We start from the raw sequence: 22,372 nt of genomic DNA on the forward strand, positions 1-22,372 counted from the left end.
ATGAGAGAACGTCATGCGGTATGAAACATTAAGAGAGCAGATTATTGCGCTGGAGCTTGGCCGGCGGGAGCGTCAATTTATACCGATCGGACTGTCCGCGATTGATGATGCTTTGCAGGGAGGGCTGGATCTTGGCGCCATGCATGAGGTCACAGGACCTGCGGCTGTTTTTTTTACGCAAATGATCCTGCGGCAAAAAAGGGGTGGAGCGTTCTGGTTGGCAACCAGCAGCCCGAATGAGGAATACTATCCGCCGGGAATGGCGCAATACGGCGGCCAACCGGAAGAGGTTATCTCAGTTTGTCTGCCGGACACAAAGGACTTGCTGAAGGTCGCCTATGAAGTGTTGGCCGCGAATGTGGTGGGCTGCGTGCTGCTTGAAGTGCAAAAACCGCTCACCCAGACGCAAATGCGAAAACTTCAGATCGCCGTGCAGAATACTGACAGCTTGGGTCTTGTTACCAGGGGTGCGCATACGGGCACAACCTCCCCGGAGCGTGAAAGCGCCTGTGGGTCGGCAATTACCCGCTGGTATGTAACGGTCGTCGATTGGTCTCATGAGAAAACGCAGATCGAGCTATATCTTGTAAAGAACCGGCGCGGTTCCCCATGCCGCTGGATCGTGGAGATTGACCATGCAACGTATGATTTGCATCTGGTTTCCGTTTCTGGAGAGTGAACGGCTGATCCGGCAAAATCATGATCTCGCGACGAGGCCGTTTGCCCTGGTCATGCGGGAAGCAAACCGTGCCTTTGTCTCTGCCTTGAGCCGGAATGCTGGAAATATGGGATTCGCTCCGGGCATGAGCCTCGCCGATGTGCGCGCTGCCGCACCTGATATGCTCTATTTTGATGCGGACCCAATGCGGGATATTCGCTGTTTGCAGGGGCTGCTGCGCTGGGCCAGCCGGTTCACGCCCCGCGTATCCCGGGGCGGCGGGCATAATTTATATCTCGATATTGCGGGCGCGAGCCATCTGTTCGGCGGAGAAGATGTTCTTCTGGAGAAAATAGAAACACAGTTGGAGGACTTCGGATTTACGACCCGACTTGCCCTCGCGGACAGTAAGGCCGCCGCCTGGGGTTTCACTCACTTTGGAAGCACCAAAAGCAATATTACGACGGAGAGATTAGAAGGGGCGGCACGCGAGTTGCCTGTCGAGGCATTGCGGTTGTCCTATGCGTCCACCGCGCTTTGCCAGCGACTGGGGCTGAAAAAAATCGGAGAGTTGACCAAGCTGTCCCGCGTGGCCCTGACCAGTCGACTAGGCTTGGACGGAGTGTGCCGGATAGACCGGTTCTTTGGGCGGACAGCGGAGGTCACGGAATTTGCGCGCCATAAGAAGCGGTTGATTGAAGAGGAGCAGTTTTTTGACCCGCTGGCGACAAATGCCGGGGTGGAGGCGGCGTTGGAAAGAATGCTTGAAAAGCTGTGCCAACGCCTGTCGGGAATGCGGCAAGGGGTGCGCAAATCGCAATTACAGCTGGATCGGGTGGATCATGAAACCATGTTCTTTTCCATTCAACTCACCCGGCCGAGTATTGATGTGAATCTTTTGAAGCGATTGTTTTTGCACCATTTTGACCAGATTGACGTGGGCTTTGGCATAGACCGTCTTATTCTGGTCGCAGAGCAGGTGGCGCCGCTTTCCTGTCACCAATTGTCATTGGAGAATAGTCAAACCCAGAACCGGGAGCAGGATCTGGAAAAACTGATCAATGAACTCTCAAACATGGTCGGTGCCCGGTACGTTCAGCGGTTCTTTCCAGTCGACAGCCATATCCCGGAGCGGACTTTTAGCCGGGTGGCCGCGCTGTACGCCTCCCGATTGGAAGAATGGCAATCACCGTCCGGCACGCGACCGCTTCGAATTTTGAAGAAGCCGGTGTCTGTTCTCTTGCGTGACGGCATTGAGAAGATGGCGCCTGAAACAGTTTTCTGGCACGGCCGGAAATGCCATTTGACGCCACTATCGGGGCCAGAACGGATAGAGCCGGACTGGTGGCGGGATGATCCCGACTGGCGGAGCGGGGGGCGTGATTACTGGTGGGCAAAAGCCGATTTTGGGGCGTTGCTCTGGCTCTATCGGGTGTCAGATGAAGAAAAGACTCAATGGTTTGTTCACGGGTTGGGAAGTTGACAGATGCTCCGTTTTGCTGAACTCCATACAACAACAAATTTCACCTTTCTGGAGGGGGCTTCTCATCCGGAAGATTATGTCCGCCGGGCGAAGGAGCTGGGTCTGGAAGCCGTTGCTATCACGGACCGTAATTCTCTAGCGGGTGTTGTCCGGGCCTATGCGGAGGCGAGAAAAATCGGGCAGCGGATCATTATCGGCGCGGAGCTTCTTTTGTCCGACGGGCAATGTCTGGTCGCGCTGCCAACGGACCGGCTCGCCTATGGACGGTTGTGCCGTCTGATCAGTTGCGGGCGTCGGCGGGCCGAGAAAAGCCAATGCCTCATCCATAAGGAAGATGTACTGGAATGGGCAGAGGGGATGATCTTCATCTTACAGCCACCAGAGGAAATCAATGAGCATTTCGAGGAATGCCTGCGCTATTGGGCAGCTCATTTGGGACCATCTTTATATATGGCGGCAGAAAATCTGCTGCTTGGCCATGATGAGTTGCAGCTGACCCGGCTGCACGCGATTGCCGGGGCGTATAAGGTGCCGGTTGTTGCCACTAATCATGCCATGATGCATGTCCCAGAAAGCCGCCCGATTGCGGATATCCTGACCTGCATCCGTGAGCATTGCACTATTGATGAAGCCGGCACGCGTCTGCAGAAGAATGCCGAGCGGCATTTGAAAAGCACCGAAGAAATGCTTGAGCTTTTCACTGGTTATGAAGACGCGGTCCGTCAAAGTCAGAAAATCAGCCAGCAGATTACATTTTCGCTGGGTGAACTGAAATATGAGTATCCAGACGAGGTGTCAAACGGGCAGGATCCGCAAACGGAACTGGAGCGGTTGATTATACAACATCTGCCAATCCGATACCCAGCTCATTTATTCCCTCATGGCGTCCCGGAAAAGGTCATAGAGCTTGTCCAGCGGGAACTGGCGGTCATTAAGGAGCTAAATTATGCGCCGTACTTTCTGACCATTTATGACATCGTGAAATTTGCAACGGAGCAGGGAATTCTGTGTCAGGGGCGGGGCTCTGCCGCCAATTCGGTGGTCTGTTATGTTCTGGGCATTACCTCCGTCTCGCCGGAGCGGCTTGATATGGTGTTTGAGCGGTTTATCTCCGTTGAGCGTAACGAACCGCCGGATATTGATGTTGATTTCGAGCATGAACGTCGTGAAGAAGTTATCCAGTATATCTATGAAAAATATGGTCGCCACCGCGCCGGTTTGTCGGCAACGGTGATCTGCTATCGCGCCCGTTCGGCCATTCGCGAAGTGGGCAAGGCGCTGGGCCTGTCGCAGGATACCTTATCCTCCATGACAAGCCTTATCTGGGGCTGGTCGACGGCAGATCAGGGCGCAAGTCGTGCCCAGATAACAGCGGCAGGTCTTGATCCGGACGACAGGCGGCTGGCACTTTGTGCGGAGTTGAGCCAGAAGATCATGGGATATCCGCGCCATTTATCTCAGCATGTGGGCGGCTTTATCGTCACCAAGTCTCGCCTCGATGAAATCGTTCCTATCGAAAATGCGGCGATGGAAAATCGTACCGTTATTGAATGGGACAAGGATGACATCGATACTCTGGGGATTTTGAAGGTTGATGTGCTGGGTCTGGGGATGTTGTCCTGCATTCGCCGGGCGTTCGAATTGATGAAAACCCATTATGGCGCCACCCATACGCTGGCCTCTCTGCCCGAAGGAGATGACGCGGTGTATGATATGCTGTGTCAGGCCGACAGCATCGGCGTCTTTCAGGTAGAAAGCCGGGCGCAGATGTCTTTCCTCCCGCGAATGAAGCCGCGCAATTTTTATGATCTGGTGATTGAGGTGGCAATCGTTCGTCCCGGGCCCATTCAGGGCGATATGGTGCATCCCTATATCCGCCGCAGAAATGGGGAAGAAAAAGCGGTTTATCCGTCAAAAGAACTTGAAGGAGTTCTGAGCAAAACACTCGGCGTTCCCCTGTTTCAGGAACAGGCTATGCGCATTGCCATTGTGGGCGGGGGCTTCACCCCTGGGGAAGCGGATCAGTTGCGCCGTGCCATGGCGACTTTCCGCAAGATGGGCACCATCAATTCCTTCCATAACAAGTTTATTCAAGGGATGAAAAAAAATGGCTATGACATTGAGTTTGCAGAACGGTGCTTTAAGCAGATTGAAGGGTTTGGCGAATATGGATTTCCGGAAAGCCACGCGGCGTCATTCGCGTTGCTCGTCTATGCTTCGGCCTGGATTAAATGCCATCACCCGGACGTTTTCGCTTGTGCCTTGCTGAATTCCCAGCCAATGGGATTTTATGCGCCCGCACAGATTATTCGCGATGCCCGAGAGCATGGGGTGACGGTGAAGCCACCTGATGTGAATTACTCGGCATGGGACAGCATTCTGGAACCGGGGGAGGGCGGATTGATGCTGCGTCTGGGACTGCGGCAGGTCAGAGGCATGAATGAGGAGGATGCGGCCTGGATCGTCGCGGCGAGACAGAATGGATATGTCACCGTGCGCGATGTATGGATGAGGGCCGGGGTGAAACCCGCGGCTCTCAAACGGTTAGCAAATGCGGATGCCTTTTCTTCTCTTAATCTGGATCGACGTGAAGCGCTGTGGCAGGCGAGCGGGATCAAGGGCGAGAAGCCTCTGCCTTTGTTTTCCTACGCGAGAGAAGATGAGCAGGGGCTCGATCCGGATGCCACTTTACCTAAAATGCATGTCGGTGAAAATGTTCTGCAGGATTACCGTTCTCTTCGCCTCAGCTTGCGGGATCATCCGCTCAAACTTCTCCGCCCGCAGTTTCCGGGCACAGCGCAATCCAAATCCCTGCTGTCAGTCTCCCATAAGCAGCGCGTGAGCGTGGCGGGGCTTGTCCTTGCCCGTCAGCGACCGGGTACGTCGAAGGGGGTGGTGTTCATGACCCTTGAAGATGAGGAAGGCAGCATAAATGTTGTTGTCTGGCAAAAAGTTTTTGAACGCTTCCGGCGGGCGGTGATGACCGGGCGGTTGGTTAAGATATCCGGGGTGCTTGAACGCAAAGATATCGTTACTCATCTGATTGCGGATCACATTATGGATTATTCTTACTATCTGGAAAGCCTGGATGATGAGAATTTCCTCAAAAAACTGTCCAAAGCGACTCCCATTAAAGGCAGCGCGGTGAGTCTGCATAAGCATCCCCGTGATATGACAAAGGCCCTGTTTCCTTCCCGGGATTTTCATTAATCGAGAAAAATGTCGGTGCCTTCCGAGGTGCGGCATACATCCTAAATTTTTATCAACTAACCAGTTGGTTACTATTGACAAGGTTCTGGCTAATATTTAGTTTTGTGACTTGGGTAAGTCAATTCATGGGGGCTTGGAATGCGGCGCGAACGGCGGATCTAAAAAGGAATGCAAACGACATATTTCGGTATTCTTCAGTAAATAATCTGTCATTTTGATCTAGTTATCTGGTTAAAACCGCCTCAGAAAATGGCGACTTCAATGCGGAGGGGAGAGTAGTGGCACCATTGCTTGAAATAGACAATCCGGCTTTGTTAATCGTGGATATGCAGAATGATTTTGTGCGGCCCGGGGCGCCTTTGGAAGTACCCGATGCCCGCAAAACAATCGCGCAGCACCAATCGCTCATTTCCATATTTCGCGCCGCGAAACGCCCGGTTTTTTACACCAAATTTCTTTCCACACCTTATAGATCGCTACTCTGGAATTGGTCACCCGAGTGTGAGGAGGAGACAAAATGCTGCTGGAAAGGGCATCAGCGGCTTTATGAAGACCGCAACGAATCCCTCGACTGCGCCGATATCATCAGTGAAATTTACCCTGAAAACGGGGATCACATTATCGAAAAATTCGGCTATGGCGCGTTTCATGGCACAGCCTTGGCGGATATGCTCCATGCGCTGGAAATAGAAACGGTTATTGTCACCGGTACGGTCACGCAGATATGCGTTGAGGAAACAGCCCGGGAATCCTTTCATCACGGCTTCAAGACAATCATGGTCGCGGATGCTGTTTCATCTTTTGCGCCAAATCTACATGCCGCAACCCTGGAAAATTTCGCGATGAAATTTGGCTGGGTCACTAGCTCCGACGATATATTGACGCGGATGAAACATGCGTAATCCGCTGACTTCTATCCTGAGCAGTAAATATGGCATTATTGTCCTGCTGGGGTTGACCGTATTTTTCGCGTTTATTTTCGTGCCGGAGTTCGGGACGATAAACAATCTTACCAATATTGCCATACAGTCCGCGCCGCTGGCGATCCTTGCGATCGGTCAGACGGTTGTGATTATTGCGGGTCTCATTGATCTGTCCGTCGGCATGCTGCTCGGGCTTATTGTCGTTATTGCTGCCGATATAATGCAAGGTCAGTCAAGTATGACGGTTGTTGCTATCCTTGCTGCTCTCGGTCTGGGCGGCGGTGTTGGAATGATCAATGGCTTGCTCAATAACCTGTTGCGTATTCATCCGCTCATCCTGACGTTCGGGATGCTGAGTATCCTGCAAGGGTTGATCTTCGTCTATACAGACAGAAGTGTGGGGCAGACGTCCCCTGAATTTTCCTGGATGGCAAATGGAACGGTTTTGGGCGTGCCTTTTGCGATTATCTTACTGATTTTTGTTGCGGTCCTTGTCTCATTCCTTCTCCATAGAACACGCCTTGGCGCGCATATATTCGCTGTTGGCGGGGGAGAAGAACAGGCGCGTCGCGCGGGTATTCTGACGGGGCGTGTCAAGGTTTGGGCTTTCATTTTCTCCGGATTGTCCGCGGGCGTCGCGGGTATGCTTGTCGCGGGGCGACTTGGTACGGGTTATCCCAACGCCGGAGTTGGGTATGAACTTGATGCCATTGTCGCCGTCGTCCTCGGTGGGACATCCCTCGCGGGTGGACGTGGTAGCATTCTTGGAACCATCGCAGCAGTTTTTGTTTTGGGCGTCGCCAGTAATATCCTGAATTTGATGGAAATATCTTCCTTTGTTCAGATATTTGTCAAAGGCCTGATCGTTGTGATCGCTATCCTTCTAAATCAGCCAAAAAGGATCGTCGCATCATGAGTGATAGAATGGGAGGCGACGTCGACGGAATTCAGATCAAGCTCTGGCGGTGGGCAAGCTCCAACGCAATCTGGGTAGTTCTTGCGCTGCTGTTTATTGTTGCGGCCCTATTATCTGATGCGTTTCTTCGCCCCGTCTATATTTTCAACGTCGTCCGTCAGGCGGCACCGGTCGGGATTGCCGCCATCGGTGTGACATTGGTCATGATCCTCGGCGGTGTTGATTTGTCGGTCGGTGCCGTTATTTCGCTCACGGCTGTTCTAACGGCGGTCCTGATGGATGGCCATGTCGCGAATATCCCCCTCGCGGTAACAGTCGCACTCGCCACCGGTGCCATTATTGGTGGGATCAACGGAACCCTGATCGCTTATAATCGCGTTTCTCCCTTTATCCTTACACTCGGGATGGCAGTGGTGGTCATGGGTATTACGCAAATTTATTCGGGCGGCACCGCACGGGGGATTGTCTCTCCTGGTTTTCGCGAATTCTTTAATTACAGGATTGGCGGTATTGTTCCTGTCCTTGCGCTCACTTTTCTGGGCCTTGCTTTGGTGGGCGTGAGACTACAGCAAACAACAAAGTTCTGTCGCAACCTCTATCTCATCGGAAGCAATCCTCTGGCTGCGGAACTCTCTGGACTACCCGTCAGAAAAATAACCATCACCGCCTATGCCCTTTCTGGTTTGATGGGGGCTATGGCGGGGATTGCGCTTCTCGCGCGCTCAGGTGTTTCCAGTACTTTCGCCGGTCGGGGGCTGGAGTTCGACGTGCTCGCGGCGGTCATTCTTGGCGGCACGACATTTCAGGGAGGGCGCGGGGGAATTGGCGGCACGATTGCCGCAGTTTTTGTACTGTTGATTGCGTTCAATTTAGTAAACATCGTTGGGCTTGATTACAACGCCCAGCTTATTGTCAAGGGTGCGATAATCATTATTGCATCTTCAGCATACATTTATTTCAAGAAAGTGCGTTAGGTATGCAATGCACACAACACAATAAGGGGAAGGCAATGAGAAAACTTATTACATTTGTCGGAAGCACCTTGGTTTTGATCGGATTATGGACCGGTCTGGCGGTGGCTGCTGATGATGCCCGGGTTATGCAGGAGAAGCGGGCGGCGGAAATGGTCGACACGTCTGCTTACAAGAAAGAAGGACCACTTAAAATCGGTGTTGCCGCCGGTTATATGGGGAACTCCTGGGTTGTGTTCACGCTTCAGCACATCAGGTATGAAGCCTCTCTTCACGACGAAATAACCGAAGTGCTCGTTACGGACGCGGCCTTCAACCCGACGAAACAGGTTGCGGACATCGAAGATCTGATCAGCAAAGGCGTGGACCTGATCCTCTATTGGCCCGTTGATGACAAGGCGATTGAAGGGGCCCTCAAAAAAGCAAAAGATAAAGGAATCCCGACAATTAACACTGGCGGTGGCTTTGTCGACAGTCCTTCCGTTACGGCGAGTGTCTTTATTGATCAGTGGAATCTGGGTGAGATGGTTGCCCGTCGGTTGTTTCAGGATATGGGTGGTAAGGGCAAGATTTTTGCCATGCTCCCAATCGCCGGAACAACGGCGGCTGTCGATCAGCTCGCCGCACTTGAAGCGGTTATGAAAGAGTATCCGGGTATCGAATTGCTGAGCGCGGAATATGGCGATTGGAACCGGGCGAAAGCGAAGCAGATTACGGAAAACCTGCTGCAGAAATATCCTGAAATTGACGGTGTCTTCTCTCCCGCTGGACAGATGTCTATCGGCGTGGCTGAAGCGTTCGATGAAGCCGGCCGGCTTGGTGAAGTTGTGATGTCACCGGGCGATGAATATAACGGTTGGCTGAAATGGGTTCGCGATCATAACCAGGGCGGCGCCGTTACCTTCCCGACACGGGCAGGTCAGGAAGCACTTCGTCTTGGCATGCGTATCTTGCGCGGTGAAAGTGTGCGCAAGGGCATGAAGGTTCCATCAGAGTATATTTCTCCCGGCGCAGCAGGTGCATATGCGGAAGCGGATCGTCCGGATGACTGGTGGGCCAGTGAGCTGCCGGAAGAATGGAAACCGAAATAACTCTATCAAATTCACACTGAGGGGCAGCAATGTTGCTTGAAATCAAAGGATTGACGAAGCGATTCCCTGGTGTGTTAGCACTTGAGAGCGTGGATTTTTCTGCCAAGGCAGGGGAAGTCCACGCTCTAGTTGGTGCGAATGGGGCCGGAAAAAGTACACTAATGAATCTGCTATCTGGCGTTTACCGTCCGACAGATGGCGAAATAATAATTGATGGCCAGGCTGTACAGCTTTCAACTCCTGGCATTGCCGTCAGTTGCGGCGTCAGTACCGTTTATCAGGAATTCAGCTCAATACCTCAACTGACTGTCGCGCAGAATATATTTTTGGGGCGAGAGCCTTGCGGAAAATCCGGCATCTTGAGCCATAAGAGAATGTACGCCGATGCGCGCGCAATACTCGATAAATATCACCTTGAATTGGATGAAAAAGCTCTGGTTGAGAACTTGACGGTTGCCAATTTGCAATTGGTTGAAATCGCACGGGCGCTCTCGGTTGAGTCCCGTATTCTCATCCTCGATGAGCCAACGGCTGTATTGTCGATACCCGAACAGGAAAACCTCTTCCGTATCATCGAACAACTGAAACAGCAGGGCATGCTGATCCTGTATGTGTCTCACCGAATGGAGGAGATATTCTCAATCTCTGATCGGGTGACCGTCCTGCGGGACGGAAAGAAAATTGATACGGTGCAGACAGCGGATATTTTACCTGCGGATATCATTCGCATGATGATCGGCCATGATATCGAGCAGTCCTCAGGGCTCTCTACGGCTGATTCAGGAGAGCCAATCTTTGAGGTTAGTTTCAAAGACAAACGTCGTGGTTTCACGGTCGTAAAGGGCGAGATACTCGGTGTTGCCGGACTCGTTGGCGCTGGTCGGACCCGTCTTGCGCGCAAGCTCATCGGTATAGAGGAAAATAACGATATGGACATCCTCCTGCATGGGGAGAAAGTCAATCCCGGATCTCCGCAGGATGCCATTCAGCAAGGTATTGTTTATCTGACCGAAAACAGGAAACATGACGGTCTTTTTGCCAATCTGTCTGTTCTTAAAAATACAACTGCGTCGGCACTGGAAAGATTTACATCCTTTGGTTTTTTGCGTCAGGGAAATGAAAAGAAAGCTGGCACAAAGATACTTGATCGATTGCATCTGGTCGCGAGTTCTGTCGATGTCCCGATAAGCACCTTGAGTGGTGGAAATCAGCAGAAGGCGATTTTTGGCCGGGCGCTCATGTGTAATCCATCAGTGCTTATATGTGACGAGCCAACACGAGGGGTTGATGTTGGGGCGAAGGAAGAGATTTATCAGCTGCTGGTCGAACTTGCCCAGCAGGGGGTAGCAATTATTTTTATTTCATCCGAGATGAAGGAATTGTTTGCGGCCGCACATCGCTTGCTCGTTCTCCATGAAGGCGACATCGTAGAAGATTTGCCAACCAGCCAACTGACGGAAGAGAAAGTGCTTCAGGCGGCCACCGGTACGCTAAATTGAATATAGTGACTATTATACAAAGGCTCCGAAATGACTGAGGATATCAAGTTGAAACTGGCTGTCGTGCAAATGGACTGTGCCGTTGGAGATATAGGGGCAAATTTGCGTAAAATAGGCCGATTTGCCGAGACAGCGGGAGAACAGAATGTCGATCTGGCGATATTCCCCGAATGTGCAACAACAGGATACTTTATCTCCGATGATCTTGCCCATCTTGCAGAGCCCAAGGACGGACCCACAGATCAAGAACTCTCCAGGATAGCGGCAAAGTCGGGCATTCACATGGCCATCGGCACCGTCGTTGAGGATGGCGGGAAGTTCTATAATGCACAGGTTTTATTTTCACCCACCGGGAAACGATTGGCGACATATTACAAGGCTCATCTATTCTCGGCGGAGCGGCTCTCCTACGAGCTTGGAAATACGCCGACTGTTGTCGATACAGACTTGGGGCGGATTGGGATGACAATTTGCTATGACATGATTTTCCCGGATTATTTTCGCACTCTCGTCAACCGGGGTGCAGAGATCATCATCAATAGTACAAACTGGATCAGTGACGCCTACCAACGGGATGTTTGGGGCTGGAGCGGCGTTACGACACAAGGTATGGCCGCCACAAGAGCTCTGGAGAATGGGGTGATCGTTGCCATGGCCAATCGCACAGGAACGGAGATGGGCTTTGATAGCCTCGGCCATTCCTGCATCATTGCGCCGTCGGGCCATATCCTTGCATCTATCCCGAACGGGGAAGGCATCGCTATCGCGGATCTCGACTTTAAGGCTGAGGATATTGAGAAGTGGCGCTCCGTCGCGACCTACCGGCAAGACCGGCGACCGGAACTCTATGACTAATAGATTGGGCAAGTGCAGACCGATCTTCTGACACCAGCCAACGCGTAGCAGATCCCCAGTAAAAACTCTGTCGATCAGGCGGGGCATTTCACCTAGACTGTAAATTCCGGGAACCTTTCTGTTTGCCTGTCGTCTAACAGGGCAAAAAGGAATGATTAATATGCCCCAGAAACTTGCAGTAATTGAAATGATGGATGACGTCGAGCTCGCACGATATGCGGCGGCCCGAAACCCGCATGCAGTGCGAACAATTACCACGCGCAATAATCAGCGTTTGTTTCGAACGGCATGGAGTGTCCTGCGCAATCATGCAGATGCGGAAGAGGTGGTCCAGGAGGCGTATTTGAAAGCGTTTAATTCTCTCGAAACATTCAGCGGCAACTCCAGCCTGTCAACCTGGCTCACCCGTATTGTTTACAACGCAGCAATTGACCGCCAACGAGCAATTAAACGTCGCCATAGCGAGTATTTACAGCAGGATGTCGCCATCTTGGAAGAATATCAGGCACGATATGAATCGCAGTCAGGCCGGCTATCTCCGGAAACAGAACTGTTGCGAAAGCAGTTTTCTGAGCTTTTGAAAACCGTCATTGCCCGCCTGCCTGACGAATTCCGCTCTGTATTCGTCCTGCGTGATATTGAAGGGATGTCTGTAGCCGAAACAGCCGACGCGCTACAGATAAAGGAAGCAACGGTTAAATCACGGCTTTTCAGGGCCCGCCGTGAATTACGCGAGCATCTGGAACTCAAGTTCGAGACCGTCGCCGTGGATGCGATTTCCTTCGCTGGTGCCGATTGCGATGCCATGACCAATCGTGTTCTGGCCGCCCTGAATATCTAAGTTCACCCACCCCCCCTTAACGAGGAGTATTTCGATGCCAAATAACAGTATGATTCTGTCTTCACGACGCGCATTTCTGGGAAAAACCGGAAAAACATTGTCGGCGACGGCGCTTGCCATGGTTGTCGGCGGCAATATACGGTCGGCGACCGCCACCACCACCGATGCTTCGCAGGATATTAAAATTCTGAATGCCGCCATTGCGCTAGAGCATGAAGGCATTGCTGCGTATCAGATTGCAGCCACTAGTGGCCTGCTGGACCCTGCCGTTGTTGATATCGGTGTGACGTTTCAGGGCCATCATAAGGGGCATCGAGATGTTCTTGTGAAGGCCGTTGAAATGCTGGGTGGAACTCCGGCAGAGGAAAAATCACTCGGTGCCTATGCACAAGAGCTGAAGGCCTCAACTCTTAAAAATCAGGCAGATGTTTTACGTCTTGCATTAGCATTGGAGACTGGGGCGGCCAATGCATATCTCGGGCTGATCCCCTCTCTTGGACCGGATTATCACCAGGTCGCCGCCCAAATGGCTGGAGATGAAGCGTTCCATGCAGCCATTTTGGCAAACGCACTTGGCCAGCCGATCCCCAAAGCAGCGTTGATGTTTGGCTAAACCTTATCTTCGTGAAAGCTATATCTACTCATGAAAACCCCATTGTATGTCATCGTGTTATTCTGTGCAGTTCTGATATCCGGTAGCGCGTTAGCAAAAGACGCTATCAATTCTATCGGCATGGATAAAACACAAGTGACATCGCAAGGAGACAGCGTCCCCCCTTACGTTGTCTCCGAAAAATTGGTTGGCGTAGGAGAAAAGCTGTACAAGCGCCGTTGCGGGGGGTGCCATTCTCTCGACAATAACCGGATCGGCCCCCGGCATCGGGATGTCTATGGCCGCAAAGCTGGCGTGGTTGCCAATTTTAAATATAGCAAGGCACTAAAGAATCTTGATGTGATTTGGACAGACGAAACACTCAATGACTGGCTGGTGAACCCAACGGCCTTCGCCAAAGGCACGTCGATGGGATTTCGTTTGGGCAAGACCAATGAAAGGAATGCGATTATTGAGTATCTGAAATCTTTGTCATCTGCGCCGGGTTTTTCCGCTGGCGTAAAGTAGGAAGGTTATCAGTTGTTATCAGTTGTTATCGCCCCTCTTTTTTATCTGGCCTTCGCGGATGGTGATATAGGTTGTTGCGGCAATAATCATGCCACCGCCAATCCATAAATAGATCCCCGGGACTTCGCCAAAAGCAAAAAAGGCAATGATGGATATCCAGACAAGTCGGGAAAACTCGACGGGGAGGACTACTTGCGCCTCTCCAAATTTGAGGGCATTGGCCATCGCGAGTTGTCCGATGCCGCCCATAATGCCGATTGCCACGAGCCAAGCTAAATCATAGAGCGTGGGTGTGGTCCAGACGAATAAAGCAGGTATCAAGACGATCGGTGCCATAACCAGAGACATATAGGCCGTTATCGTTGCCGCGGATTCGGTACGTCCCAGATCCTTGATGATCATCATGCAAACGGCCCAGCCAAACGCAGCGCCAAGGGTTACGATGCTCTCAATTCCGACATGGGCAAATCCCGGACGTATGATTACGATCGTGCCGACAAATCCGACAAAGATGGCGGCCCAGCGGTTCAGCCCCACCTTTTCCTTAAAAATAATGACAGCCAGAATAATTCCGAAGAGAGTTGCGGAAAATCCAAGGGCTGTTACCTGCGCCAAGGGGCCAATTGAGAGAGCGAAAAAGAAGCCCAACATACAGACCGCATTGATCACACCGCGGAGGCATAGCATCGGTAAACGCTTTGTATTTAACACGCTAAGTCCATGCCGATAGAAAAACGGCGCGAGCGCGAGCAGCCCAAAAACCAGACGGAAAAACGCAGCTTCAAACGGATGAATAGTCTCCGAGATATGACGCACACCCGAGTGCATGCCTGTCATTGCAAGCGTGTACAACAGCATCCACATAATTCCCGTCAGGTTACTTTTAGGGATAGAACTAATGTTGGGTGCTGACACTGAATTGAACTCCCGAATAACTGGGCTTTATTGTTATCATTATTCGCAATCAAGCCTTACGGGACGCTCTGCCTGTGTAAGGAACTGTCGCTTTAATCCGAGATGGTTTTAGGCGAACGAGCGCTATAATAAATTGTTTTTCAATCGCTGTCCGAAATATCCTGTAGTGAGTAGGAGAAAGTGGTGAATACCTGCCCACCCGAGATCCTTTAGGGATATCACGAATAGACAGATAAGTTCATATCATCGGCGGATCAGACTTCCGTCAGGATTTCGGAATAGGGCAGGCGTGATTTAGGAAGAGTGGCGTTGAAGTCCGCTTTGGTGTCATGATAGCCAACCGGCACGACAACAAGACTGCTGTATCCTTTTTCACGTAAGCCAAATTCTTTGTCCAGAACCTTGGCTTCGATCCCTTCCATAGGTGTTGCGTCTATACCAAGTGTTGCCACGCCAAGCAAGAATTGGCCGATATTCAGATAAACCTGCTTGTCCATCCAATGCTGAACGTCTTTGTAATCCTGCTTGTGAATATTGACGAACAGGCTGCGTCCTGCATGCATTTGCGATTTGAATGTCTCCGGATCACCTGCGAAACGGCCGTCTTTTTCTTCCTGCACAAGCACTTTCTGTAGAAATTCTTCTTCTATGGACAGGCGGCTGCTAAACACCACAACGTGGGACGCGTTTACTATTGAATTACGGTTGAACGGAAAAAGTCGGTCTGTCGCTTTAGCAATTCTTTCCTTTCCTTCTTCGGTCGAGGCGAGAATGAAATGCCAAGGCTGTGCGTTTGTGCTTGATGGGCTGAAGCGCAGTAATTCCTTGATTTTTTTAACGTTTTCATCAGAGATTTTTTTCGAAGGGTCAAAGGCCTTCGTCGTGTGCCTGTTCTTAGAGAAATGTGTGATATCGAAAGCTGGCGCAAGAGTGTTGATATTTTGAATGGTCATGATACGGGTTCCTTTCGTTTGATAACGGGAACCTAGTCATTGCCGTGCGGCGAAACTATCTGCTGATTTTAAAAATCATTCTTTTGTCAGTTAAAAGAATACGTCCATTTTAGCAAACGATCGGCGTCTGATAAAAGAAAGGTCTCTTGAAACTAATTTGTTTTACCTTCGGTTTTAATAAATTAACTGGTTAAATTATTAAATTAAGGATTTGATTTATGAGCTGCCAGATTTATCCAAAAGCGCCTTCTTACATTTCGCGAGCGATTTCAGGAGCTCCTTTCGTTCCTCATAGTCTTCAGTGACGTCCCGCATGATGGCGGCAACTGCCGTCAGGCTGCCAGATGAATCCGACAGGCCCAGGATTGAGAATTGGGTTGAAATGCGTTGTCCGTCCTTTCGGATCGCCGGAACTGAAAGGAGGTCTCCTGCGCCATATTTGGTTTTTCCGGTTTCCATTGTTTCCGAATATCCATCCCAATGTCGTTTGCGCAGGTTTGGTGGGATGATAATATCAAGCGACTGACCAACTGCTTCGGCGGAGGAAAACCCGAATATCCTTTCCGCGCCAGAATTCCAGAATTTAATGATGCCGTTTGCATCGGAGACAACGATTGCGTCTGAAATATTTTGAACAAGCGTTTCAGAAAAATTTTGAAGATCCATGTGGGATACCCGAAAAGCAAGAGAATGATTAGACTTTATTTCCTTTTTTTGCGCGCTTTCTACGCGATTTGCAAGGGATACGGCATCACTATGGTTGATCGATGTTGATGCAGCCCTTTAAGATCGCCTTTAGATAAAAAGAAAGGCCAGCCAAATATAATCCGGCTGGCCTTCAATCGTTGAACCGCTTGTGTTTTTTACTGAGCGGTCATCTTGATGTTTTTATCAAGATATTCGTTCGTATAGGATTCCGCCGGATTGAACGGCTTCTCGACGCCGAAATAGGTATCAATCAGATCATATGTTTTTTGAATACGATCTCCACTGAAGAAGCCAAGTCCCTCTGTTGTGGTAGTTTCGTCAGCCATGAGTTCCTTAACGCGTGTCCATTGATCTTCCATAGCTTTTTTATCGAGACCGCTGGCGGCATCCATGATCGACTTGACGCATGGGTCCGGGTTCTTCACACATTCAGCGTAAGCACGTTGGGTGACTTCAACAAATTTCGCGACGACTTCCGGGTTTTCTTTCATATAGGCCGTGTTGACGATGAAAGAGTTGCCGTACGGGTTAATGCCATATTCACTCCAGCGAAGGAAATCAAGATCATCCCCAAAGGCGCTTACTTTTGCGTCATGACCGTTGTAGAACTCACTGATGATATCAACGCGGTCTGCCGCGAGGGAAGGGTTCTTCGCAGGCGGTGCCAGATTAACAAAGCTGACGGCCCCATCCTCCAGTCCGACAGCCTTGGCAAAGGCCGGCCAGAGGACGCGCGCGGCATCACCCGGAGGGTTCCCTAATGTGCGGCCCGCAAAATCCTTGGGGCCCTTTATGCCGGAAGATTTCTTCCAGTAGAGGGTCAGTGGAGAGTTGGCGTAGAGCACCATAATTGCAGTGAGGTCGGCGCCTTTCGCTTTCGCAACAAAGGCGGTTCCCAATTCGGCAATCCCGAATTCAGAGGAACCTGTGCCAACTGTCTGCGCCGCAAGACCGGACCCCTTGCCACTATTTACCTGCAAATCAACTCCGGCATCGGCATACCAACCTTGATCAAGCGCATAATAAATTGGTGCATGGTCCGCACCAGGTGTCCAATTAAGAATGAGGTTTGCCTCTTTAGCAAAGCCGGCGGTCGTGGATAGGCCCAACAGGGCGAAACCGGCAATCCAGGTTCCTAAAAGCTTCTTCATGACTCTCTCCTGTAAATTGAAATAAATATCGACTTTTGCTAATTAATCTTTAGCCGCCAGCCGCGATCAATTATAATTTCTGCGGTCGATATAAGTTGTCAGATCGTGCAATAATGTTATCTATGTCATAATATAAGTCAATATATATCCAACTGGTTGGTTGGTTAGAGGGAATATGGGTAGAGTCTCGACGAAGCAGAATGGCAAGCCATTGGCAAGTGAAACACAGCCAAAAAAACGTGTTCCGGGCGCGACGCGAAAAAAGCTACTGGCGGCCGGTCGGAAGGAATTCGCCAATCGTGGATTTGAGGGCGCGCGCGTTGACGAGATTGCGAAGAGGGCAGGGGTGAACAAGCAACTAGTTTACCATCATTTCGGGAATAAGGATGAGCTCTACCGGCATGTACTTGAAAGCATTTATCAGGATATCCGCGAGCGCGAACAGGCGTTAAAGCTCGATACGCTTCCCCCGCTTGAAGCCTTACAAAAGCTGGTTGAATTTTCTTTTGATTATACGGCAAAGAACCGGGATTTTGCGCCTATTTTGATTGATGAGAATGTCCACAAGGGCAGGCATATGAAAGATATAGCGGATCTGGAAACCTTACATTCGCCATTGATCGTCGCAATTGGCCAGATCCTGGAACGAGGGGAGAAAGAGGGCTTGTTTCGAAGCGGACAAAATCCCGAGCAGCTCTATATTTCCATTGCAGCCCTCGGCTTCTTCTATTTTAGTAATATGTATACATTGTCTGCCATTTTTGGCCATAAGCTTGACACGCGCGAGAATATCTCCGAGCGGAAAGCGCATGTTGTGAAGTTAATAACGGACGCGATTATCAAGTAACCGTCTGCGGCAGACGCGGCTTGAAAATTGACAGTGCGCTCGTCGTTCCGTTATTGACAGCAGATATTTTTATGTTCAATAATCAACCAACTGTTTGGATGATATTCAGGTTTGGCATAGGAAGTATGTATGGGCGAACAAACACAAAGCGCAAGCACGAATCCGGATGCCGATGATAGTGTGATCAGTCGTCAACCTACTCGCTCCCGGTTTGGCAAACAATGGCCGCTGTTTGTTTCCAATCTGCCAAGATATTCCATTGTGGCATTCATGCATATCCTCGTCCTGGTGCTTTGGTATGCAGTGACGGCGTCTGGCTTTGTTCACAAGCTGATCCTGCCATCCCCGGGGGAGACTTTTGCGACCCTAACTCAGCCACAGTATCAATGGGCAAATAATACATTCATTACGGCATGGGAGATTTTGGCAGGATACTGTCTGGCGGTAGTTGTTGGTGTCATGCTTGCGCTTATGTTTTCCTGGTTTCGAAGTTTGCAGACAACCCTGTTTCCTCTGTTCGTGACGTTCAGCATGATCCCGAAAATTGCGTTGGGCCCGCTTCTAATTGTCTGGTTTGGATATGGGATCGGGACGAACATATTCTTTGCGTTTATCCTGTCATTCTTCCCGATCTTGATCACCTCCGGGCGCGGTCTCAGGGAGGTGGAACCTGATCTCCTTGATCTGGTTCGGGCGCTTAAAGGAACGCGCTGGCAGATCTTTCGCAAAATCCAGCTACCGGGCGCCATGCCGTATATTTTCTCCTCCATGAAGGTTGGCGCGATCCTCGCGCTTGCGGGGGCGATTGTGGGCGAATTCGTGGCCTCAAGTCAGGGCCTTGGGTATTTGATGATACAGGTGCAATCAACATTGGATACCGCGGCCATGTTCATGGCGGTAATTTTGCTCAGCGTACTGGGAATTAGTCTTTTTGGGATTGTCACTCTGCTTGAGTATATTTTTGTCCCAAGCGATGCCCGACTGGATAATCAGTCCTAAGGTCAAGGATCGACGTATGACAGAAGAACTCGCTTTTAAATCTGCGCAAAACCTTTCGAAATCTTTTTCTACAGGTGAGCTTTCGCCTATAGATGTTGTGGAAAATCTATTCTCGCGAATTGAAAAACTGGAGCCGATCCTCAACGCTTTTTGCGTTCTCGATCAAGAGGCCGCAATGACGGCCGCCCAGGCATCGGAGAAAAGGTGGGCAGTGGGTGAACCGTTAAGCGCTATTGATGGAATTCCAGTCTCGGTAAAGGATATTATCCTGACAAAAGGCTGGCCAACATTGCGGGGCTCATTGACTATCGATCCTGATCAGCCTTGGGATGTCGATGGACCGGCCGTAGCGCGGCTGCGGGAGGCCGGGGCCGTGATTTTCGGCAAGACAACAACACCGGAGTTTGCCTCAAAGCCGGTCACGAACAGTGCCTTGACCGGCATCACCCGAAACCCGTGGAATCCTGCGCTTACGCCGGGTGGGTCGAGTGGTGGAGCCGCTGCTGCGGTGGCCTCTGGTCTGGCGCCGCTGGCGCTTGCCACGGATGCAGGCGGATCCATCAGAATTCCGGCCAGTCTCTGCGGTGTGTTCGGCCATAAACCAAGCGGTGGGCGTGTCCCGATGTTTCCACCAACGCCTTACGCAAGTCTTGCCGGGTTTGGTCCGATTACCCGAACGGTTGGCGATGCCGCGATGATGCTGAGCGTGATTTCCCGCCCTGACCCAAGGGATTTTGGCAGCTTGCCCTATGATCCAGTGTCTTATGAAGACCTGATTGAAGAGGGTGATCTCTCAACACTTCGTATCGCCTATAGCCCTACTCTGGGGTATGCGGATGTCGATGCGGAAGTTGAGGGCACTGTCCGTGCCGCCGTAGACAGGCTTTCGGATAGTGGCGCGCGGATAGATGTGCTGGACAAGGTGATGGACAGCCCGATTGATATGTTGGAGCGTTTGAAGCGTGGGTTCGCTGATTATGCCTTTCGGCATCTCGGGCCCGAGGGCCTTGCGAAAGTTGATCCGCAGATTGCTGCTGAAATTGAAGCCGCGCGCGGTGCGGGCCTTGCAGAACATTTTGATGCCGAGATAGAGCGTGCGGCGCTGCATCGTCACATGGCGGAGTTCCACGAAACTTATGATATTTTGCTGTCGCCTGCGATTTCCGCTCAGGCGTTTCCTGCGGAACTTGATGCCCCGGAAGGCGGTGGTCGGTATGACTGGATACCCTTCACGTCACCTTTCAATTTAACGCGTCAGCCAGCGGCTTCTATCCCTTGTGGTTTTTCTTCGAGCGGGATGCCAATCGGGATGCAGATCGTCGGGCCGCAGTTTGCAGATACGCGTGTCCTACAGGCGGCAAGACTGTTTGAGAAAATATTACCTTGGGATGAATTCAGGCCAGGCTATGGAATGTGACGAATGGACCATGGTACTTACAGATAGTCGCCCATATGAATGATCTAGAGACCTTACAGTTCGGCACCTTGACGCTCGATGACATGGCGGCTGTCCTTGCCTTATCGGAAGAGGCGGGGTGGACGCAAGTGTCCGACGATTGGGCTCTGATGATGACGACCGGGTCTTGCGTTGGATTTCGCGATAAGACGGGAGTGCCCATCGCTTCAGGCGTTGCCTTGCCTATGGATGACAAAATCGGTTGGGTTAGCATGATTTTGGTGACAAAGGATTGGCAGCGAAAAGGTTTGGCGACGAAATTAGTCGAAAACTGCTGCAATTGGCTTGAAGAGCAAGGGATTACGCCGTTGTTGGATGCAACCCCGGATGGTCGTGCGGTATATTCAAAGATGGGGTTCTCTGATCAGCTTGGTATCACCCGGTGGCGATGCGAAGCTATAACTGCGGTCAAGGAAGAAGAGGATTGCCAGGCAAGAGCTGACGATCTGATTTGGATTTCGGATTATGATGCTGAGGTGTTTGGGGCGTGTCGACCGTCTATAGTCGGCAATTTGATGATGCGCGGGCCAGCTTTCGTCGATAAAAATCAGAATGGAATTCTGCTTGGGCGAGAAGGGCGGGGCGTGACCCAGATTGGCCCGATTTCCGCAGAAAACGGCACTATCGCGGCCAACCTTCTTGATGCGGCGTTATCTTCCCTCTCCGGCACGGTGACGATTGATGCCTTTGATGCACAGCTGGAGTTTGCAAGCCATTTGGCGGCTCGCGGCTTCAAGGCGCAGCGCGGCTTCACCCGAATGACACGCGGACCGGTCACACCATTAGGGAAGGCGTCTCATGCCTTTGCCGCCGCGGGGCCGGAACTGGGGTGACTGGTGGGTTTTTGGTGGAAAATGCGAAACAGTTGGAAGATTACCCGTGGTTTTTAGGACGGGAAATTTTTCGCTCAGATTTTATATGATCTTGAATTGAAAGCAGAAAGCATGACTACGGATACGATAATTAGCCTTTCCGGTATCAAGAAAATATACCGCACCAAGGAAAAGGAAACGATTGCCGTCTCCGATGTCAGTATGAAGATCAATACGGGTGACTTTATCTCTTTGGTGGGGCCGTCCGGCTGCGGTAAATCTACAATCCTGAAAATTATTGCCGACCTTATTCCGGTCGAGGGCGGATCAATCGAGATTGGCAATGCAACGCGCCCGATAGATCGAAGCCGGGATATTGGCATGGTGTTTCAGCAGGCATTGCTGCTGAAATGGCGGAAGATTATCGATAATGTTCTCTTGCCCGCTGAAATCCTTGGGCTACCAATGAAAGAGGCGCGAGGGAGGGCGAAAGACCTGCTCGAAATGGTGGGTCTGCGAGGGTTTGAGGATGTGTATCCCTATGAACTTTCGGGTGGCATGCAACAAAGAGCGGCAATTGCCCGATCCTTAGTGCATGATCCGGAAATTGTCCTGATGGATGAACCGTTTGGCGCACTTGATGCGTTGACGCGCGAAAAAATGAATACGGAGCTGCATCAGATCTGGCGAAAATCAGGAAAGACCGTTTTGTTCGTCACCCATAGCATCCAGGAAGCTGTTTTTCTTGGCACTCATTGCGCGGTTCTAACGGCGGGACCGGCGCGGATGGCCTCCTATTTTCCAATTGAACTCGATGTGCCGCGACATTTGGCGATCAAGACGGAACCGCAATTCGGCACCTATACCCGGAAAATTTACGATCTGCTTGGTGTTGAATAGTGCAATTTATTCCTCTCCTTTCAGAGGTGCATTAGACTTTTGTATATGACTTCCTCGAAAGTGC

General features: G+C 51.1%; 21 protein-coding genes. 17 read left to right on the forward strand and 4 right to left on the reverse strand.

Going from position 1 to position 22,372, the window contains the following annotated elements:
- The first annotated feature begins 13 nt into the window (after positions 1–13).
- The 12 genes from LKE13_RS10355 to LKE13_RS10410 all read left to right on the forward strand — a co-directional run bounded on the left by LKE13_RS10355 (position 14) and on the right by LKE13_RS10410 (position 13,567).
- Positions 14–679 carry an ImuA family protein gene (locus tag LKE13_RS10355; protein WP_227950990.1) on the forward strand — a complete coding sequence of 222 codons (666 nt, stop codon included), beginning with the start codon at positions 14–16 and terminating at the stop codon, positions 677–679.
- Positions 636–2,141, forward strand: a complete 1,506-nt coding sequence (locus LKE13_RS10360) for a Y-family DNA polymerase (RefSeq protein WP_227950992.1) — start codon at positions 636–638, stop codon at positions 2,139–2,141. The genes LKE13_RS10355 and LKE13_RS10360 overlap by 44 nt, the downstream gene beginning before the upstream one ends.
- A 3-nt stretch (positions 2,142–2,144) precedes the next feature.
- Positions 2,145–5,351 (forward strand): error-prone DNA polymerase, encoded by a 3,207-nt coding sequence (locus tag LKE13_RS10365; RefSeq protein ID WP_227950994.1) that lies wholly within the window; start codon positions 2,145–2,147, stop codon positions 5,349–5,351.
- A gap of 278 nt (positions 5,352–5,629) precedes the next feature.
- Complete coding sequence (locus LKE13_RS10370) at positions 5,630–6,253, forward strand: cysteine hydrolase family protein (protein ID WP_227950996.1); 624 nt, start codon at positions 5,630–5,632, stop codon at positions 6,251–6,253.
- Positions 6,246–7,190, forward strand: a complete 945-nt coding sequence (locus LKE13_RS10375; protein WP_227950998.1) for an ABC transporter permease — start codon at positions 6,246–6,248, stop codon at positions 7,188–7,190. Before LKE13_RS10370 ends, LKE13_RS10375 begins: the two co-directional genes overlap by 8 nt.
- Positions 7,187–8,164, forward strand: a complete 978-nt coding sequence (locus tag LKE13_RS10380) for an ABC transporter permease (protein ID WP_227951000.1) — start codon at positions 7,187–7,189, stop codon at positions 8,162–8,164. The genes LKE13_RS10375 and LKE13_RS10380 overlap by 4 nt, the downstream gene beginning before the upstream one ends.
- A 35-nt stretch (positions 8,165–8,199) precedes the next feature.
- Entirely contained in the window at positions 8,200–9,252 is a 1,053-nt protein-coding gene (locus LKE13_RS10385) for a substrate-binding domain-containing protein (protein WP_227951002.1), read from the forward strand.
- Between the two features lie 29 nt (positions 9,253–9,281).
- The gene (locus LKE13_RS10390; RefSeq protein WP_227951004.1) at positions 9,282–10,751 is read left to right on the forward strand and encodes a sugar ABC transporter ATP-binding protein; all 1,470 of its coding nucleotides are present in this window, start codon (positions 9,282–9,284) and stop codon (positions 10,749–10,751) included.
- A gap of 30 nt (positions 10,752–10,781) precedes the next feature.
- Positions 10,782–11,606 carry a carbon-nitrogen hydrolase family protein gene (locus tag LKE13_RS10395; protein WP_227951006.1) on the forward strand — a complete coding sequence of 275 codons (825 nt, stop codon included), beginning with the start codon at positions 10,782–10,784 and terminating at the stop codon, positions 11,604–11,606.
- 160 nt (positions 11,607–11,766) lie between these two features.
- The gene (locus tag LKE13_RS10400; protein WP_227951008.1) at positions 11,767–12,447 is read left to right on the forward strand and encodes an RNA polymerase sigma factor; all 681 of its coding nucleotides are present in this window, start codon (positions 11,767–11,769) and stop codon (positions 12,445–12,447) included.
- Between the two features lie 34 nt (positions 12,448–12,481).
- A complete protein-coding gene (locus LKE13_RS10405; protein ID WP_227951010.1) occupies positions 12,482–13,060 on the forward strand; it encodes a ferritin-like domain-containing protein in 579 nt (192 codons plus the stop codon).
- Between the two features lie 30 nt (positions 13,061–13,090).
- On the forward strand, positions 13,091–13,567 hold the full coding sequence (locus tag LKE13_RS10410; RefSeq protein ID WP_227951012.1) for a c-type cytochrome: 477 nt from the start codon (positions 13,091–13,093) through the stop codon (positions 13,565–13,567).
- Between the two features lie 18 nt (positions 13,568–13,585).
- On the opposite strand, the gene LKE13_RS10415 is transcribed toward LKE13_RS10410, so the two are convergent.
- From LKE13_RS10415 to LKE13_RS10430, 4 genes are all read right to left on the reverse strand, one after another.
- The gene (locus LKE13_RS10415; protein ID WP_227951014.1) at positions 13,586–14,482 is read right to left on the reverse strand and encodes a DMT family transporter; all 897 of its coding nucleotides are present in this window, start codon (positions 14,480–14,482) and stop codon (positions 13,586–13,588) included.
- Between the two features lie 254 nt (positions 14,483–14,736).
- Entirely contained in the window at positions 14,737–15,435 is a 699-nt protein-coding gene (gene nfsB / locus LKE13_RS10420; protein ID WP_227951016.1) for an oxygen-insensitive NAD(P)H nitroreductase, read from the reverse strand.
- A gap of 216 nt (positions 15,436–15,651) precedes the next feature.
- Entirely contained in the window at positions 15,652–16,101 is a 450-nt protein-coding gene (locus tag LKE13_RS10425; protein WP_227951018.1) for a PAS domain-containing protein, read from the reverse strand.
- Between the two features lie 197 nt (positions 16,102–16,298).
- Positions 16,299–17,294, reverse strand: a complete 996-nt coding sequence (locus LKE13_RS10430; RefSeq protein WP_227951020.1) for an ABC transporter substrate-binding protein — start codon at positions 17,292–17,294, stop codon at positions 16,299–16,301.
- A gap of 175 nt (positions 17,295–17,469) precedes the next feature.
- Here LKE13_RS10430 and LKE13_RS10435 point away from each other — a divergent pair, with 175 nt between their 5' ends.
- From LKE13_RS10435 to LKE13_RS10455, 5 genes are all read left to right on the forward strand, one after another.
- Positions 17,470–18,141, forward strand: coding sequence for a TetR/AcrR family transcriptional regulator (locus tag LKE13_RS10435; RefSeq protein WP_227951022.1), 672 nt, complete (start codon positions 17,470–17,472; stop codon positions 18,139–18,141).
- Between the two features lie 270 nt (positions 18,142–18,411).
- Positions 18,412–19,140, forward strand: a complete 729-nt coding sequence (locus tag LKE13_RS10440) for an ABC transporter permease (protein WP_415776526.1) — start codon at positions 18,412–18,414, stop codon at positions 19,138–19,140.
- A gap of 16 nt (positions 19,141–19,156) precedes the next feature.
- Entirely contained in the window at positions 19,157–20,557 is a 1,401-nt protein-coding gene (locus LKE13_RS10445) for an amidase (protein WP_227951026.1), read from the forward strand.
- A complete protein-coding gene (locus LKE13_RS10450) occupies positions 20,554–21,429 on the forward strand; it encodes a GNAT family N-acetyltransferase (RefSeq protein WP_227951028.1) in 876 nt (291 codons plus the stop codon). The genes LKE13_RS10445 and LKE13_RS10450 overlap by 4 nt, the downstream gene beginning before the upstream one ends.
- 111 nt (positions 21,430–21,540) lie before the next feature.
- Positions 21,541–22,308 carry an ABC transporter ATP-binding protein gene (locus LKE13_RS10455; RefSeq protein WP_227951030.1) on the forward strand — a complete coding sequence of 256 codons (768 nt, stop codon included), beginning with the start codon at positions 21,541–21,543 and terminating at the stop codon, positions 22,306–22,308.
- Positions 22,309–22,372: the final 64 nt, after the last annotated feature.

The organism is Sneathiella sp. HT1-7, assembly GCF_020731145.1.
Taxonomy (GTDB): Bacteria; Pseudomonadota; Alphaproteobacteria; order Sneathiellales; family Sneathiellaceae; genus Sneathiella.